General features: G+C 73.2%; 13 protein-coding genes. 1 reads left to right on the plus strand and 12 read right to left on the minus strand.

The window, feature by feature from the left end; all coding sequences use genetic code 11:
* Window positions 1-4: 4 nt before the first annotated feature.
* The 11 genes from ACH4RC_RS04725 to ACH4RC_RS04775 form a co-directional block, all read right to left on the minus strand.
* Window positions 5-1,342: a flavin-containing monooxygenase gene (locus ACH4RC_RS04725; RefSeq protein WP_398195072.1), complete on the minus strand. Its 1,338-nt coding sequence runs from the start codon at window positions 1,340-1,342 to the stop codon at window positions 5-7.
* Window positions 1,339-1,725, minus strand: coding sequence for a hypothetical protein (locus ACH4RC_RS04730; protein ID WP_398195074.1), 387 nt, complete (start codon window positions 1,723-1,725; stop codon window positions 1,339-1,341). The genes ACH4RC_RS04725 and ACH4RC_RS04730 overlap by 4 nt, the downstream gene beginning before the upstream one ends.
* A gap of 27 nt (window positions 1,726-1,752) precedes the next feature.
* On the minus strand, window positions 1,753-2,844 hold the full coding sequence (locus ACH4RC_RS04735) for a saccharopine dehydrogenase (RefSeq protein WP_398195076.1): 1,092 nt from the start codon (window positions 2,842-2,844) through the stop codon (window positions 1,753-1,755).
* Window positions 2,837-4,261, minus strand: a complete 1,425-nt coding sequence (locus ACH4RC_RS04740; protein ID WP_398195078.1) for a flavin monoamine oxidase family protein — start codon at window positions 4,259-4,261, stop codon at window positions 2,837-2,839. Before ACH4RC_RS04740 ends, ACH4RC_RS04735 begins: the two co-directional genes overlap by 8 nt.
* Window positions 4,242-5,693: an NAD(P)/FAD-dependent oxidoreductase gene (locus tag ACH4RC_RS04745; protein WP_398195081.1), complete on the minus strand. Its 1,452-nt coding sequence runs from the start codon at window positions 5,691-5,693 to the stop codon at window positions 4,242-4,244. The genes ACH4RC_RS04740 and ACH4RC_RS04745 overlap by 20 nt, the downstream gene beginning before the upstream one ends.
* 4 nt (window positions 5,694-5,697) lie before the next feature.
* Entirely contained in the window at window positions 5,698-7,311 is a 1,614-nt protein-coding gene (locus tag ACH4RC_RS04750; protein WP_398195083.1) for an aldehyde dehydrogenase family protein, read from the minus strand.
* Complete coding sequence (locus tag ACH4RC_RS04755) at window positions 7,308-8,678, minus strand: TrpB-like pyridoxal phosphate-dependent enzyme (protein ID WP_398195085.1); 1,371 nt, start codon at window positions 8,676-8,678, stop codon at window positions 7,308-7,310. Before ACH4RC_RS04755 ends, ACH4RC_RS04750 begins: the two co-directional genes overlap by 4 nt.
* Before the next feature lie 59 nt (window positions 8,679-8,737).
* Window positions 8,738-10,348 carry an MFS transporter gene (locus tag ACH4RC_RS04760; protein WP_398195088.1) on the minus strand — a complete coding sequence of 537 codons (1,611 nt, stop codon included), beginning with the start codon at window positions 10,346-10,348 and terminating at the stop codon, window positions 8,738-8,740.
* A 63-nt stretch (window positions 10,349-10,411) separates the two neighbouring features.
* On the minus strand, window positions 10,412-11,875 hold the full coding sequence (gene pcaB, locus ACH4RC_RS04765) for a 3-carboxy-cis,cis-muconate cycloisomerase (protein WP_398195091.1): 1,464 nt from the start codon (window positions 11,873-11,875) through the stop codon (window positions 10,412-10,414).
* Entirely contained in the window at window positions 11,872-14,040 is a 2,169-nt protein-coding gene (locus tag ACH4RC_RS04770; protein ID WP_398195093.1) for an FAD/NAD(P)-binding protein, read from the minus strand. The genes pcaB and ACH4RC_RS04770 overlap by 4 nt, the downstream gene beginning before the upstream one ends.
* The gene (locus tag ACH4RC_RS04775) at window positions 14,040-14,219 is read right to left on the minus strand and encodes a hypothetical protein (protein WP_398195096.1); all 180 of its coding nucleotides are present in this window, start codon (window positions 14,217-14,219) and stop codon (window positions 14,040-14,042) included. Before ACH4RC_RS04775 ends, ACH4RC_RS04770 begins: the two co-directional genes overlap by 1 nt.
* A gap of 255 nt (window positions 14,220-14,474) precedes the next feature.
* Between ACH4RC_RS04775 and ACH4RC_RS04780 the strand changes: the two genes are divergently transcribed.
* Window positions 14,475-15,050, plus strand: coding sequence for a hypothetical protein (locus ACH4RC_RS04780; RefSeq protein WP_398195099.1), 576 nt, complete (start codon window positions 14,475-14,477; stop codon window positions 15,048-15,050).
* Here the strand turns inward: ACH4RC_RS04780 and ACH4RC_RS04785 are convergent.
* Window positions 15,003-15,539, minus strand: coding sequence for an RNA polymerase sigma factor (locus tag ACH4RC_RS04785; protein ID WP_398195101.1), 537 nt, complete (start codon window positions 15,537-15,539; stop codon window positions 15,003-15,005). The two genes, ACH4RC_RS04780 and ACH4RC_RS04785, sit on opposite strands and share 48 nt — an antisense overlap.
* Window positions 15,540-15,821 lie beyond the last annotated feature (282 nt).

The following is a 15,821-nucleotide window of genomic DNA, read 5'->3' on the forward strand; positions in this document are numbered from 1 at the left end:
CTGTTCAGTCCTTCCTCACGTGTTCGGTGGTGCGTGCGGTGGTGCGTGCGGTGGCGCGTTCAGCGGTGCGCTCGGCGGTCATGAGCCGCTCGTACTCCTGCGGGTCCACCAGGAGGTGCCCGGAGGAGTCGTAGAAGCGTTTGTCCTGGCGGCGCCTGGCCTGCCGGACCCGGGCCCACATCCGCTCGCGCGGTGGCAGCCGGACGGCGCCGGTGAGCAGATCGCCGACCCATTCGGACTGGGCCTCGGCGAGCGGCATGAGCGCGGTCATCGAGTGCAGCAGGCCGATGAAGTACAGGCCCTCGGTCTGCGGGGGCACGACCTGGTGGTAGAGCGGGGGCGCGTCGTCGCCGTCGCCCACGTGCTCCCGGCCGAGGAACGGGACGGCGATCCGGTACCCGGTGCAGTGGATGATCGCGTCCGCCTCGGCGCTGCTCCCGTCGGCGAAGCGCAGGGTCCGGTCCCCGGCGGAGACGATCACCGGCCGCGGCGTGATCCGGCCGTGCACGATGGCCGGGAGGAGTTCGCTGCTGGCCACGAACGGGCCCTGGCCGACCTTGTACGGGGGAGCGGGCAGCCCGTAGTCCAACATGTTCCCGTGGACGAGCTTGAGCATCAGCTTCGCCAGCGGGCGGCGCTGTTCGACGGACAGCCTCCTCATCAGCGGCGAGAGCCGGTCGATGGGCCGCCCTTCGAGGATCTTGGGGACGACGTAGTGCCCCGTGCGCACGGACAGGTACGTGGTCTCGGCGACCCGCGAGATCTCGGTGGCGATGTCGGCGGCGGTCGCGCCGAGGCCGAGGACGACGACCCGTTTCCCGGCGAAGCCGCCGGGCCCCCGGTACTCCGTGGAGTGCAGCTGCTCGCCGGTGAACTTGCCCTCGAAACGGCCGTGCACGGGCTCGCCGTGGCGGCCTCCGGAGGCGACGAGGACGGCGCGGTAGTGGTGCGTGGAGCCGTCGGCGAGGGTCACGTCCCAGCCGCTGTCCGGGGCGGGCGCGGCGCGGGTCACCTCGGTGTCGAACCGGATGTGCTGGCGCAGGCCGTGATGGTCGGCGTACGCGTCCAGATAGCGGACCACCTCGGTGTGGTGCGGATAGTCGGGGCACTCGTCCGGCATCGGGAAGCTCGGATACTGCATGACCGTCTTCGAGGTGTTCGCGTGCAAGGAGGCGTAGGCGCGACTGCGGTCGTGGGCGGACGGGTCCGGAGGGTAGCGCCACAGGCCGCCGACGGCCGGGCCGCGCTCGTAGCAGTCGAAGGGGATGCCGCGCACGACCAGGGCGCGGGCCATGGCGATGCCCGCGGCGCCCGCCCCGATGACGCAGACCCGCTCGCTCACCGTTCGGCCTCCCCGCGTGCGGACCGCGCACCGGCCACGCCGATCGCGGTGGCGGCCAGCGCGGCGAGGGTGTGGACCGCGGGCCCCGACGCCTTCTTGGCGGTGCGCAGTGCGTCGAGCCCCGCGGCCGTGTCCAGCGCGTCGCAGACGGCGCCCGCCTGGAACCACAGGCGCCGCGCCCGGCCCTTGCTGAGCAGCAGGCCGCCGGCCACGGCGAGGTTGCGGGCCGCGAACAGCCGTACCAGGTAGACGCCTTCGGTGTCGTCCTTGATGCCGAAGTTCTTCGTGCCGAGCGTCGGGGCGAGGAATGCGGCGCCGCCGACGGTGCGCAGGGCGACGAGCAGGAGGGCGGCGGTCCGGCCGTCGCCCGGCTTTTTCTCCATGATGTGCGGTTCCTCTCGTGGGTGGGGTCAGGGTGCTCGGGTGAAGCCGGCCGTACGGACCTGGACGAGGGACTGGCGCAACAGGTCGAAGTCGGCCTTGGGGTGCGCGGACTGTTCCGGGAAGGAGACGCCGGGCGGCAGCCCCGCGCCGAGGACCTGTTCGGCGGCCCAGGCCGCGCCCACGGCGCTGAGATGGGCCTGGCCGCGCGGGTCGAGCAGGTCGACGCGGACGGTGCGGCCGGAGCCGCGCGCGGTGACTGTCAGCCCCGCGAAGTCCCCGGCGCCCGGCCGCTCCAGAAGGGCGGAGCGGACGGGGCGCAGGGCGGGCCGGGTGAGGGCGCGCAGCGCCCCGGACCGCTTCAGGGCGACCATGGCGCGCAGCGACGCGGGGCTCTGCAACGCCATCCGCGTCTCGACCGTGGGCACGCCGAGGGTGACGGGCAGCGTGGTCTGCTCCAGGGTGCCGACGAGCGCGGCGGGCCGTTCGGCGCCGTCCGCGCAACGCGCCCGGCGCGCCTCCGTCATGGGCTGCGCGAGAGCCCGACGGCCTTCGCGCATCGGGTGGTACGGCCAGGCGAGGCGATCGGCGAACCCCCAGGAGTCCGGGCCGACCCGGTCGTCGGAGGAGACCAGGACGACGACGTCCACCCGGTCCGCGGCGCCGAGCTCACGCACCGCCGCGGCGGCCATGAGCGCGGCGAGCCCGGCGAACCAGCTGCCCGCCAGCAGAACGGGGCTGGTGGGCCGTTCCCGGGCCGCCGCCACACTGACATCGAGGACGTCGGCGTCGGCGGCCCGGTGGATGTCCGCGACCGGGATGCCGAGCCGCATGGCGTCGGCGACGAGATGCCCCCACCGGTCGCTGACGGCCCCGAGGACGGCGGCGGGCCGCTCGTCCAGCGCGCCGAGCGGCGCGGGCCGCCCGACGTCGACGGCGAGGGCCCGCGCCCCGATCGACTCGGCGAACTTCGCCGCCCGCTCGGGGTTGCGGCCACCGATGAGCAGCCGCAACCCGGGATCGCGCTGCCGCAGCAGGCGCGCCGCCTGGGCGCCGACGACCCCGTAGCCGCCGACGACGAGAAGGGCGCCTGAGTGGTGGGTGGCGGGGTGGTCAGCCACGGCCCACCATCCCCAGGATCGCCACGCGCGGGTCCCGGTCGCCCACCGCGCGGGCGAAGACCTCGCGGGCCGCGCGGACGCCCGAGTCGACCGCGCCGCCCATCGAGCCCATCTGGTGGACGCCCGTCTCGGTGCCCGCCCAGTGGATGCGGCCGATGGGGGCGCGCAGGGCCGGGCCGTACGACGTGTAGACGCCGGGCGGGGCGAAGCCGTGGTAGCAGCCGCGGGTGAACTCCTCGTCGAGCCAGTTCTGTTCGACGAACTCGGCGGGGCGGGCGGCGCGCGGGCCGAGGGCGCGGGCGAGGGCGCCGAGGACGGCCGTGCGGCGCTCCGGTTCGGCCAGGCGCGTCAGCCTGCGCGCCGCCGAACCCGTGACGAACGCGGACAGCACGCCCGGCCTTCCGTCGGGCGGCGACGTGTCCAGGGCCACCCGGAACGGGCCGTCGCTCGTGGTCACCTGACCGCTGAACCCGTCGGCGCGCCAGAACGGCTCGTCGTAGACGGCCAGGCACTTGAGCGCGGCCCCGGCGGGCATGCGCTGGGTGAGCTGGTCGCGGTAGCCCGGCAAAGCGGGCGCGTACTCGATGCGCCCCGACAGGGTCAGCGGGACGGCGACGATCACCCAGCGGGCCCGGACCTCGAAGCCGGGGCCCGAGACCGTCACCGAGTCGGCGCGCTGCTCGATGCGGCGGACGACCGCGCCGAGCCGGATCTCGTCCGTCAGGCCCTGCGCGAGCTTCTCCGGGATGCTGTGCGCACCGCCCTCGAAGCGGTAGCGCTGGATGCCACGGCTGATCTCCAGGAGGTAGCGGAAACCGCCCGAGGCGTTGGCGTAGTACAGGACATGCAGCATCGACAGGTCGGCGGGGGAGGCGCAGTACGCCGCCTCCGTCACCATCGACAGGAACTCGCGGGCCGTCGGGGTGGCCACATTGCGGCGGCACCACGACCAGAACGTCTGGCTGTCCAGCGCCTTCGCGTCGGGCGCCAGCCACGGCGCCTCCGGCGGCACGGTGCGCGAGAGCCGTTCGATGCGCAGCACGGCCTGCCCGAAGTCGGCGAGCGTGGTCGGCGCGAGCTTCCACGGGAACAGCCCGGAGTACGCGTGGCGGCGCCCGCCCACGAAGCTGAGGCGGCGCCCCTCGTCGTACGTGCGAAAGCCGCGCACCCCCAGCGAGCGGCCGGTCTCCGCGATCAGTGTGCTCTTGTCGCCGAAGTACTCGCCGCCGAGGTCGGCCGTCTTCCCGTCGCCGAGGTCGAGGCCCTTGAGACGGCCGCCGACCCGGTCCCGGGCCTCCAGGACGCGTACGGTCCAACCCGCCGATGTCAGTTCGCGGGCGGCGGTCAGACCGGCCAGGCCCGCCCCGACCACGACGATGTCGGCCTCCGCCCGGGGCTCATCCGTTATGTGCCGCATCGGCGGCCTCCCTCCGGTTCTGCGGGGTGGTGCGTGGTGTCCGGGCGGCCGGCGGGGCCGTCAGATCGGACGTGGCGAGCGCCGGATGGCGGTTGATCCACCGGCGGCGCGGTTCGCGGGCGAGGAGCCCGACGGTCTCCTTGAGGAGCGGCCCCCGGGGCTGCGCGCCGGACAGCAGGCGGCGGGCGGTCGCTATGCCCATGTCGCGCAGCGGGAACACGTCGTAGTAGTTGGAGCGGTGGGCGTACAGGTCGAAGAAGCGGTCGAGCTGTCCGCGTTCGTCGAGCCGCCGCAGCGCCTCGGGGACGGCGCCGGGCAGCGGTCCCGCCTCGCCGAGGATGGTCGCGAGCCAGTAGTGGCCCTCGAAGTGGCGGTCGCGCCAGACGCCCCAGCGGCGCATCGCCTCGTCCGCGCCGCCCCGGGCCGTTCCGCCGAGGGCGTCGACGACAGCCGGGGCAAGCGCCTCCACCTGGAGGAACGCGTCGCCGATGCCGCGCCCGGCCGCCGGGTCCTTGAAGTGACCGGCGTCGCCGACGAGGACCCAGCCGGGCCCGGAAGCCTGGCGGAGGTAGCCGTCGAACTTGACGATGCCGGAGATCTTCTGCGCGATCCGGGCCTTGTCGAGCGCGGCCGCGGTGGGCTCGCAGGCCCGGAGGTGGGCCCAGATCCCGGCCTCGGTCTCGCGCCGGAAGTACTCCCGCTCGTGCCCCTCGGGCGAGACACCGCACAGGTACAGGCCGTTGTCGGCGGGGCCCGCCCACACCATGCGGTCGCCCCAGCGGTGGAAGACGAACAGGTCGTCGTAGGCGGGGTCGGCGTTCTCGAAGAAGGTGAAGTAGTAGGAGCGCTGGTTCGGGTTGACGTTGTACTTGTGGGAGCCGCACATGTAGGCGACGGTCGAGGCGCGGCCGTCCGCGCCGACGACCAGCGGCGCGTGCAGCCGCGTCGAGACGCCCTTGCGCTCGGCGCGCACCCCGCACACCCGCCCCCGGTGCCACAGGACCTCGACGACCCGGGTCCCCATCCGCAGCTCCGCGCCGGACGCGGCGGCCTCGTCGGCGAGGATCACGTCGAGCAGGTGGCGCTGGAGGAACGCGGCGCCGCCGAGGTCGTCGAAGGTCAGCGGGAAGCGGGTGCGGACCCGGAAGTCGCCGAGCCGGGTGTCGGTGTGCTTCATGAACCGCACCCCGGTCTCCTCGACCGGCCCGAGCACGCCGAGCCGGTCGAGGAACTTCAGCCCGTCCGCCTCCAGCAGGTGCGAGGAGAGCGTCGGCCTGGGGAAGGTCGCCTGCTCGAGCACGGCCACCTTCAGCCCGGCGCGCGCGAGCAGCGTGGCGAGCGGTGAGCCGGCGCAGCGGGCGCCCACGATGATGACGTCGAAATGCTCGACGGCCGTGGGGCCGCCCGGAATGCTCGAGCCGTTGACGGCCATGGATTCAGACCTGTGCCCTTTCTCCGGAGGCTTCTCCGGTGGCGAGGACCCGCGGGTCGAGCGGCCTCGGATCGCCGTCGCCCCACGAGATGCCTTGCAGATGGGAGGTGCGCAGACCGGCGTAGTTCAGCTCGCCGTAGGGGCCGCCGGTGCGGCCGGTGCCGCCGTGCGTGGACAGCACCGAGTTGAAGCCGATGTGCGAGTCGTTGATCTTCAGCGTGCCGCCGTTGGTGACGCTCTCGGCGAAGTGCCGGGCCAGCTCCGGATCACCGGTCCACATCGAGTTGCGCAGCCCGTACAGGTTGCTGTCGACGAAGTCGACGACGCGCTCGAAGAGCTGCTCGTCCGGCGCGGTCTCCGGCACGACCAGCGGGAGGAGCGGGAAGAACGTCTCCTCCCGGACGATCGAGAGGCCGCCCGCACGCTCCAGGCCGTCGACGCGGACCACGGTCGGCTCGCAGAACATGCCGCGCGTCGACGGTTCGCCGTCCACGTCCACCCGGTTGCCGCCGCACAGCACCGTGCCCCCGGCCTCACGGGCCTCGGCGATGAAGTCGAAGAACTTGTCGACCTTCAGTACGGGGCTGAGCAGCGTCTCCGGGTCCTCGGGATAGCCGGGCCGCAGCTTGCGCACACGGTCCAGGAAGATCGCGGTGAACTCGTCGGCGATCTCCGGGTGCAGGACCGCGTACTTGGGGACCATGCAGATCTGGCTGGAGCCGTAGAAGCACTCCTCGAGGGCGCGGGCGGCGGCGTCGAGATCGGCGTCGCGCCAGACGACGAAGCCGTCGTTGCCCGCGAGTTCCAGGATCGCCTTCTTGCCGTTGGCCAGGCACTCCTCGCCGAGCTTGAGCCCGGCCTCGCTGTCGCCGAAGAACAGGATGTCGTCGACGAGCGGGCTGGAGACCCAGGAGCGCAGGATGCCGCCCGCGTTGCCGCACACCACGTTGAGCGTGCCGGGCGGGGCGCCGTGCCGCTCCAGGATCGGGGCGAGCACGTCACGGAAGACGAACATCACGCCGAGCGGCGAGGAACGGGGCGCCTTGACGACGACCGCGTTCCCCACGAGCAGCGCGAACACGGCCATCGTCGAGTTGGAACCGGCCGCGTTCTGCGGCGGGTTGACGCACACGACACCGTCCGGCTTGCGGACGAGTTCGAGCTGCTTGCCCTCCACCTGGAAGGACTGCCGCAGCTGGCTCTCGTACCAGCGGATCGTCGCCTCGTCGGTGCCCCGCAGCATCCCGCTGACCTCCCACTGGGCGAGGCGGCGCGGATGCCCCTCGGTGATCAGCAGGTCGATCAGCTCGTCGGCGCGGGCGGTCAGCGCCTCGTTGAACTCCAGCATGATCCGGCTGCGGGTCTCCTGCGGCAGCAGCCGGTAGGCGCGGCTCGCCCGGCGGGCCGCTTCGAGGGCGCGGTCGCTGTCGGCGACGGTGCCGACGGCGCAGCGGGCCACGACGTCGTCCGTGACTTCCGTGGTACGGCCCAGTTCCAGGCCCCGCTTGAGGTTGAAGGCGCTGTCGACGTCGCGCAGCAGCGCGGAGGCGCGCAGGACATACGTCCAGCGCTGCCCCTCGACGTCCTTGCCGTCGATGTACTGGGTGTAGGAAATCATGACGCCTGTCCCTCCAGGCTCTGGGCCATGCTCGGGGCGGAGAAGTCCTCCTCCTCGACGTCGCGCAGCAGGCCCGCGTTGTGGCGCCCGTACGCCTCCAGGTCGAGCAGCCCGTGCCCGCTGTAGTTGAAGACGATGGTGGCCTCGCGGCCCGTGCGCCTGCAGTCCAGCGCCTTGTCGATGACGGCGCGGATCGCGTGCGCGCTCTCGGGTGCGGGCAGGTAGCCCTGGAGCCGGGCGAAGGTCCTCGCGGCGTCGAACACCTGCGTCTGCGGATAGGCGGCGGCCTCGAGGAGGCCCTCGTGGCGGATGAGTCCGACCAGCGGGGCGCAGCCGTGGTAGCGCAGGCCGCCCGCGTGGATGGGCGGCGGCACGAAGTCGTGGCCGAGGGTGTACGTGTGGACGCCCGGCCCGCGTCCGCCGGCGTCGGCCCAGTCGAGGCGGTACTCGCCGTACGTGAGCGGGGCGCATGCCTCGGGCTCGGCGGCGAGGATCTCGATGTCCGCGCCGTTGAGCTTGTCCTCCAGGAACGGCAGCGCGAAGCCGCCCAGGTTGGAGCCGCAGCCGACGGAGGCGATGAGGTAGTCGGGGCTGCGGCCGATCAGGGCGAGCTGTTCGCGCAGCTCCTGACCGATCACGGTGTGGTGCAGCAGGCAGTGGTTGGAGAAGGCGCCGACGGCGAGCCGGGTGCCCGGGTCCGCGTCGACGAGCTCCAGCGCCTCGCTGACGGCGGTGGCCTCGCTGCCCGGGTGGTTGGGGTTGTCGGCGAGCAGCTTGCGGCCGAAGGCGGTGCTGTCGCCGGGGCTCGGCAGGACGGTGGCGCCGTAGGTCTCCATCAGGTGGCGGCGGTAGGGCTTCTGGTGGAAGCTGGCCCGCACCATGAAGACGGTCAGGTCGATGCCCATCAGCTGGCAGGCGAGCGCGAGGGCGCTGCCCCACTGCCCGGCGCCGGTGTCGGTGACCAGGCGGGTGTGGCCGTCGCGCTTGGCGTAATAGGCCTGGGCGATGGCCGAGTTGAGCTTGTGGCTGCCGGTCGGCGAGGTCGCCTCGTACTTGAACCAGATCTGCGCCGGGGTGTCCAGCTCCCGCTCAAGGGCGACGGCGCGTACCAGCGGGGTGGGCCGCCACAGCTTGTACGCGTCGCGCACCGGCTCGGGGATCTTGATCCAGCGTTCGAGGGAGCTCTCCTGCGCGGCGAGGGCCTTGACGAAGAGCCGCTCCAGATACTCCTGCGTGACCGGCTTCCCGGTGGCGTTGTCGATGTAGCGCTCGGGAATCCGGGGCAGATCCGGAATCACGTTGTACCAGCGGGTCGGGATGCGCTCGATCGGAAGGTCGACGCGCTCGGATATGCCCTGGTGCTTCATGCGGTGTTCCCCCAGAGAACGTGGTGCACGTGGATGGACGGACGATGGCTGTCGGTTCGTCAGGAAGGTCTGTGGGTGCCGGAGTCGCTGCGCTCCGCCGCTGCGTCGTCCTCGGCGGGCAGCTCCGGCGGGACGCCGGTGAGGGCGCTCTCGTGCAGGTCCTTGTTGCGCAGGAACGCGAACGCGATGACCGCGGCGGTGAACGCCATCGCCGCGCACAAGGTCATGGCTTGGTGGAACCCCTCGGTGAACGCGTGGCGCCCGTCCGCCAGGACCTGATCGCGCAGGGCCGGGCCCGCCGACCGGGCGGCGGGCTCGATGGCGCCCGCGCTGATCGCCGACGCGACCTCGTGGCTCTTGTCGCCGATGCTCGCGGCGGCGTCGGAACGGGCGAAGGAGTCGGCGACCCGGTTCTCGAAGAACGCCCCGGCGACCGCGATCCCGAGCGCGACGCCCACCTGCTGGAACGTCTCGTTGATCCCGGAGGCCACGCCCGCCTTGGCCGGTTCGGCGACGCCGATGGCGAGCGCCGCACGGGTCGGCTGGAACAGCCCGAAGGCCGCGCCCATCACGACCAGGCTGGGCAGCAGCGCCGTCCAGGCGTCGCCGGGACCGCCGCGGTGGGTGAGCAGCAGAGCGACGGCGAGGGCGAGCTGCGAGACGCCCATGATGATCCGGAAGGGCACCTTGTTCGTCATGGCGCCGGTCAGCGCGCCGAAGACGAACATGCCGAGCGACAGCGGCAGGAACCGCAGGCCCGCCTCCCAGGCCGAGTTGGAGAGGACGCTCTGCAGGTACGAGGTCTCGATGAAGATCGCCGGGAAACCGGCGGCGTTGGCGAGGAAGGTGACCGCGCACAGCGCGACGAAGGTCCGGTTGCGGAACATCCGCAGGTCCATCATCGCGTTCTCGCCCCGGGCCCGCGACAGGGCCAGGAAGACGACCAGGCCGACGCCCGCGACGGCGTAGAGCGCGATGTTGCTCCCCGAGAACCAGCCGTCGGTGTTGCCCCGCACGATCGCCAGGACGAGCGCGCCGAGCGCGACGGTGAAAGCCGCCATCCCGGCGAAGTCCGGGGCGGCGCTGTGCGCGAGCCGCGACTCGCGAAGGCGCCGCAGCGCGACCAGCAGCGTGGCGAGGCCGACCGGAACGTTCAGGAAGAAGATCCAGCGCCAGCCGGGGCCGCTGGTCAGAGCCCCGCCGATGAGCGGCCCGGTGGCGGCGGCGATACCGACGGCGGCGCCGAAGACGCTGAACGCGGCGGCGCGTTCCTTGCCGTGGAACTCGTGGCCGAGGAGCGCGGGACCGACCGCGAACATGATCGCCGCTCCGACACCCTGCACGCCCCGGCTGATGTTGAGCACCTCGATGGAGTCCGCGAGGCCGCAGGCCAGGGAGGCGACGGTGAAGACGACGAGCCCGACGACGAAGACCGCCCGGCGGCCCCGCCGGTCGGCGATCGAGCCGGAGATGACGAGGAAGGCGGCGAGGGTGAGCGCGTAGGCGTCGAACACCCACTGCATCTCGCTGAAGCTCGCGTGCAGGTCACCGCGGATGCCGGGGAGCGCCACGGCGACGACGCTCAGGTCGAGCATGAGCATGAACGTGCCGACGGACACGACTGCGAGGGTCCACCAGCGCAGTGCGCCCGGTGGGCGGAGCATGGTCATGCTTCCTCCAGAAAGAGGGTTCACGGATAGAGAGCGGGAAGGGGGCCGGCATACTCCTCGCGATCACGCCCCTTCTCGTTTTCCGGGCCGGACGCGTCCGGCCGAGCGGTGGCGGGCGAGAACCAGATCGACCAACTGACCGGCCGCGCCGGTGTAGTCGGCCGGATCGCACCAGGCCCGCAACTGCCGGGCGTCGTGGCGGCCGACGAGTTCGGGGGCCTCGGCGAGGACGTCCGCGAGGTGGCGCCCTTCCCCGGCCGCCCGCGCGGACGCCCGGGAGACCAGACCCTTCGCGGTGCTTCGCCCCAGCGCGGGCGACAGGAGCGCGGCGAGCCGCTCGGAGACCACGAGACCGCGGGTGAGGCCCAGGTTGGCGCGCATCCGCTCCGGGTGGACGAGAAGCCCTTCGGCGAGTTCGGCGGCCGTGTGCGAGGCGCCGCCCACGAGGCGCAGACACCCGCGCGCCGGCTCCCACTCGGCGTGCCAGGCGCCCGCGGGCCGCTCGTCGTCGACGACCGCCGCCTGGGCGAGCCCCGCGACGAGCCCCGGCACCTGATAGGCCGCGGAACGGATCAGGGCGGCGAGCGCCGGGTTCCGTTTGTGCGGCATGGCCGACGAGGCGCCCCGCCCCTCCGCGCCCGGCTCGGAGACCTCCGCGCACTCGGTACGGGACAGCAGGTGGACGTCGGCCGCGAAGGTGCCGAGCCCGGCGGCGGTGAGGGAGAGCGCGGCCGCGAGGTCGGCGAGAGGGGTGCGGACGGTGTGCCAGGGGGTGCCGGGGTCGCTGAGGCCCACCTCCTCGGCGAGGACGGCGGGAAGACCACGGGCGTAGTGGTCGTTGCCCCGGGTTCCGTACAGATCGGCGTAGGCGAGGTAGCCGGCCAGTGTGCCCGCCGCGCCGCCGGCCTGGACCGGCAGCCCGGTGGCGCGGACCCGGCCGAGCCGCTCCCGGGCGTCCAGGACGGCTTGCAGCCAGCCCGCCGCCTTGAGCCCGAAAGTGGTGGGCACCGCGTGCTGCCCGAGCGTCCGGGCGGCCATCGGGGTGTCGCGGTGCGCCCCGGCCAGCCGGGCGAGGGCGGCCGCCACCCGGTCCAGGTCGGCCAGGACCAGGTCGAGGGTCCGCGCGGCGACCAGCATCAGAGCGGTGTCGAGCACGTCCTGACTGGTCGAGCCCTGATGCACGTAATGCGCGGCGTCGGGGTCGCCGCGCCCGACGGCCTCGGTGACCATGCCCACCAGGGCGACGACGGGGTTGGCCGCGGCGCGGGCGCGCAGCGCCACCTCCCGGAGGTCGAAGCGCTCCGCCCGCGCGGTGGCGGTGATGAGGGCTGCCGCCGACGGCGGCACGGTGCCGAGCCGGGCCTGCGCCCGCGCCAGGCCCGCCTCCGCGTCGAGCATGGCCTGGAGGAAGGCGGCGTCGGAGGTCGCGGCCTCGGCAGGGGCACCGGCCCGGACGGGGGAGAGGAGACCCGCGTCCGTCAGGGAGGCGGCGCCGACGAGGTCAGCCCGCGGCTCGGGAACGGTCATGGGGACTTCCTCTCGGGAGCCGAGGCCGCGACGCGCGTCATGGGCGCGGTGGGGGCCCGGTCGGCGGCGTTCGAGGCCGCCAGAGCGAGGACGGCGAGCGCGATCGCGTCGGCGTCGCCGAGGGTCACCGAGTTCACGCCGGGCCGGATACCGGCGGCCGTCACCCAGTGGACCGACTCGGTGGGGACGCCGTAGGCGAAGCGGCGCGGGTGCGGTGCGCCGTCGGCCGTGATCACGCGGTAGGGGCGGCCGGTCACCGCGAGGCCGCCGGTCTCGTAGTCCCCGTGCTCGGCGTCGCGGATCACGTACGGCCTGCACTGACCGGTCGCGAGGAGGTGGCGAAGGAGCGGGTCGGCGGTGCGCCGCAGGTCGGGCTCGGGAAGGCGGGCCTCCACGAGGGCGGTCGCGGCGACCCGGTGCCCCGGCACGTCGGCGGACTCCGCGACGAAGACCCCGTCGCGCTCGTCGGTCCGCACCGTCATGCCCGGGCCCATGAGGTGCAGCACCCCCGCCTCGACGAGCGCGATCATCTCCTCGACGCGCTGCGGCGGCGGGCCGATGGACAGGAACGCGTTGAGAGGGGTGTACCAGCGCCTGAGGTCGTCGCGGTGAGAGCGCCCGGCGAGTCCGCCGTGGTCGACGACGAGCCGGATCTCGTTGCGCAGGTCGCGCAGCACGTCGAGGGCCGCCTTCAGCGGGCTGTCCACATTGCCCGCCGCGGCTTCGGCGAGGTCGCGGCGGAGCGTGCGAAGGAGCCAGGCCCGGTGGGCGACCGCGGTCGGGAAACCCCCCTCGCCGTACGGGCGTTGGACGCGCTGCCAGTCCCACCGCTCGCCCTGGGAGATGCCGAACTCGGCGAGCAGCGCCGCCTCTTGCGGTGAGCGCCAGGGCGCGGCGAGGGTGCGTGCGGTGAACCGGCGGGCGGCCCGCGCACGGCCCCCGCGCGTGAGCAGGGCCGCGTAGTAGACCGTCTCGACCTCCTTGGCGATCAACGGCCACAGGTCGCGCGCGAAGTCCAGGCCGCGCCGGTCCGCCGCGCGCCGCAGCTCGGCCAGTTTCCCGGGGGTCAGCAGGAGGGGGCGGTGACGGCCGTGCGCGCCCTTCTGGTTGTGGCCCCGTGCGTGGTACGGGACGCCGCGCCGGGAACCCGCGTACAGGACGGGTTCCCGGCCCGAGGGGCGGTAGCGGAGGCGGCCGGTGGCGGCGTCGCGCTCGAAGGCGCCGCCGCGGCCGACGGTGAACAGCGCGACGTGGTCGAAGAAGTTGAGGCCCAACCCCCGCAGCAGCACCGGGGATTGCGGGAGTACCGCCCGCAGGTCCAGGTCGGCCGGGTTGGCGGGCGGCAGGTGGACGAGGGAGTGCCGGGCGGCGAAGTCCGCGAGCCGCCTCTGCGCCGGGTCGGCGCGCAGCGGCAGATGCCCCTGGGCGAGGACGACCGCGTCGAGGCCGCCGATCCGGGTACCGTCGGCCAGGCTGACGCTCTGCAGCCCGCCGGGGCAGTCCTGGAGGCGGACGGCGCGCAGCCGATGGACGACGACCCGCACGCCGGGCGGCGCGCCCCGCACCACGCGCCGGAACACCCACTCCAGGTAATGGCCGTAGAAGGCGCGGGTCGGATAGGAGTCCGGGGTCAGCGCCCGCGCCTGCGCCCGTACGTCCTCGTCGACGGGGCCCGCGTACTCGCTGGACGCCATGTGGCGGGCCCACTCGTACAGGCTCGGTCCGGGCGCGATCTCCCCGGCCATCTCCACGGTCGGATCCGTGAAGAGCGTGACCTGCGAGGCGACCGTGTTCATCAGCAGATGGCGCGACTGGCCGGTGCGCCAGACGCGGCCGGGCCCCGGCCGGTCCGGGTCCACGACGTGCACCGTCACCGCGACCCCGGCGGCGTGCGTACGGGCGTCGGCGCACAGCCGCTCAAGGACGCTGAGACCGCGCGGCCCGGCCCCCACGAGGCAGAGCCGGAGCTGCCGTTCGCCCGCGCTCCGGCCCGGGGCGTCCTCGGACGGGACCGGCGGCGCCTGGGCCCTGTCGGTGCGCCCCGGCCTTGTGGACCGGGACGCACCGACCGGAGCGGCCGCGCGGGGTACGCCGAACGCTCCGTCCGGGGTGGGCGCGGCGGGCGGGCGCCCGGCGACGGTGGGGCGGAACTCGCCGACGCCCATCAGCTCGGCAGCGGCGCGCTGGTCGTCGCCGCGGCCGGTCCTGTCGAGCCGTCCTCGGCCTCGGTGACCGCTGCGGCCGTCTCGACGGCACGCAGGCCGAGATGCTGTGCGAGCCGGGCGCGGATCGCCTCGCCGAGAGCGGCGGCGGCATCCGCGTCGGGCTTCGTCTCCCAGATCACGACCATGCACTCCTTTCCGGAAAAGCCGATGGCCGACGGGGCCGGCACAAAGGCCGACACGGAACAAGAGTCGTGGGGTCGCGCGCACACTCCACCGGATCCGGCGGAACTTTCGGAATTCAGATCGGCACGGAGTGAATGCGCGTGAAGCATGGGGCGGCAGCGCTCGGATCAACCGGAAGTTTTTTGCTCGGGCTTGACCGCTCATAATGAGGGTGCGAATCTCTTGCACATGACACAGAGGGGGACGGAACCATGACGGGTGCCGCGCGTGACGGCTGGCCGACAGCCGATCTCGACCCGCTGCGAAGGCTGCGTGTCCTCGCCTCGGCCGCCGAGCACCCCACCTATGCCGAGCGCCACTTCGACGTCCCCTTCGACGCGCTGTGGTCGGTCGTCTCCGACCTGGAGCGCGAACTCCCGTACCTGATGCCGGAGTTGCGCTCCTTCGCGGTGACCACCCCGGCCGCTGATTCCGCAGGCGGGCGCCTGGAGGGGGAGGCGGTCGGCGTCTTCGGCCGCCGCGAGCGCTTCGAGGTGGTGCTGCGCCCCGGGTGGTGCCTGCTGCAGAGCGGGGCGCTGGTGAGCGGGATGGCCGCGGTTCCGAACGGGACCGGCTGCACGTTCGCCTTCTTCACCAGCTCTCGCGTCCTTGGTGCGGAGCCGGCCGGGCACTCGCGTGAACCCGGGCACTCGCGTGAGCCCGGGCACCTGCGTGAACCAGGGCACGAGCGCTGCGCGACCCGGCTCCTCGACCGGCTCGCGCGGCGCCTCGCGGCCAGGTCAGTCCCAGGCGGTCCGGAAGGACTGCCGTGCCCGGAACAGCCGTGACCGCACGGTCCCGACCGGTATCCCGAGCACCTCGGCGACCTCCTGCTCGCTGAGCCCCTCGACATGACGCAGCGTCAGCACGATCCGGTGCTCCGGCGCGAGCCGCCCCATGGCATCGGCGATGTCGGAGGCCAGCAGCTCGTCCTCGGGCAGCGCCCGGTCCTCCCACTCCACCGGCACGGCCGGCCGCCCCTGACGGCGCTTGGCGAACTTCACCGCCTCCCGCGCCGCGATCACCCGCACCCAGCCGAACAGCGCGGCCGGGGACTTGAGCTGCCGGATGCTGCAGAAGACGGCGATGAGCGCCTCCTGCGCCGCGTCGGGACCGTCCTGCAGCGCGACGGGCCCGCAGATGCGCCCCACGTACGGTTCGAGCACCCCGAGCAGCTCGTCCATCGCCAGGAGGTCCCCGCGCTGCGCGCCCTCCACCAGACCGGCCAGGACCTCCGGGTCCCGGTCCGTCGCGTACACCTTCTCCGCTTCCGTCACAGCGCCTCCGTGGCCCTCAGGTGGGGATGCACGAATGGGCTGCGCGCAACTAAAGATGGATCTGTTTCCGCGGAATCCGATTCCGCATGATCCGCTTGTGCAAGATCTGCGTTTGTGTCGAATTCGCAGGTCCTGTCATCGTGAGGAGACCTTCGCTCCACGATATCGACCCCCGTCGATGCCCCCCGTTGGCGACGAATACCTTTCGATACGCGTCGTTCCAAACCCTATCAGCGGGCGAAGATTCCTTGAGGATTTTCGGTCCTTTCACGGCAGCCGAGG

The sequence above is a fragment of the Streptomyces sp. NPDC016845 genome (genome assembly GCF_044332585.1).
GTDB lineage: Bacteria > Actinomycetota > Actinomycetes > Streptomycetales > Streptomycetaceae > Streptomyces.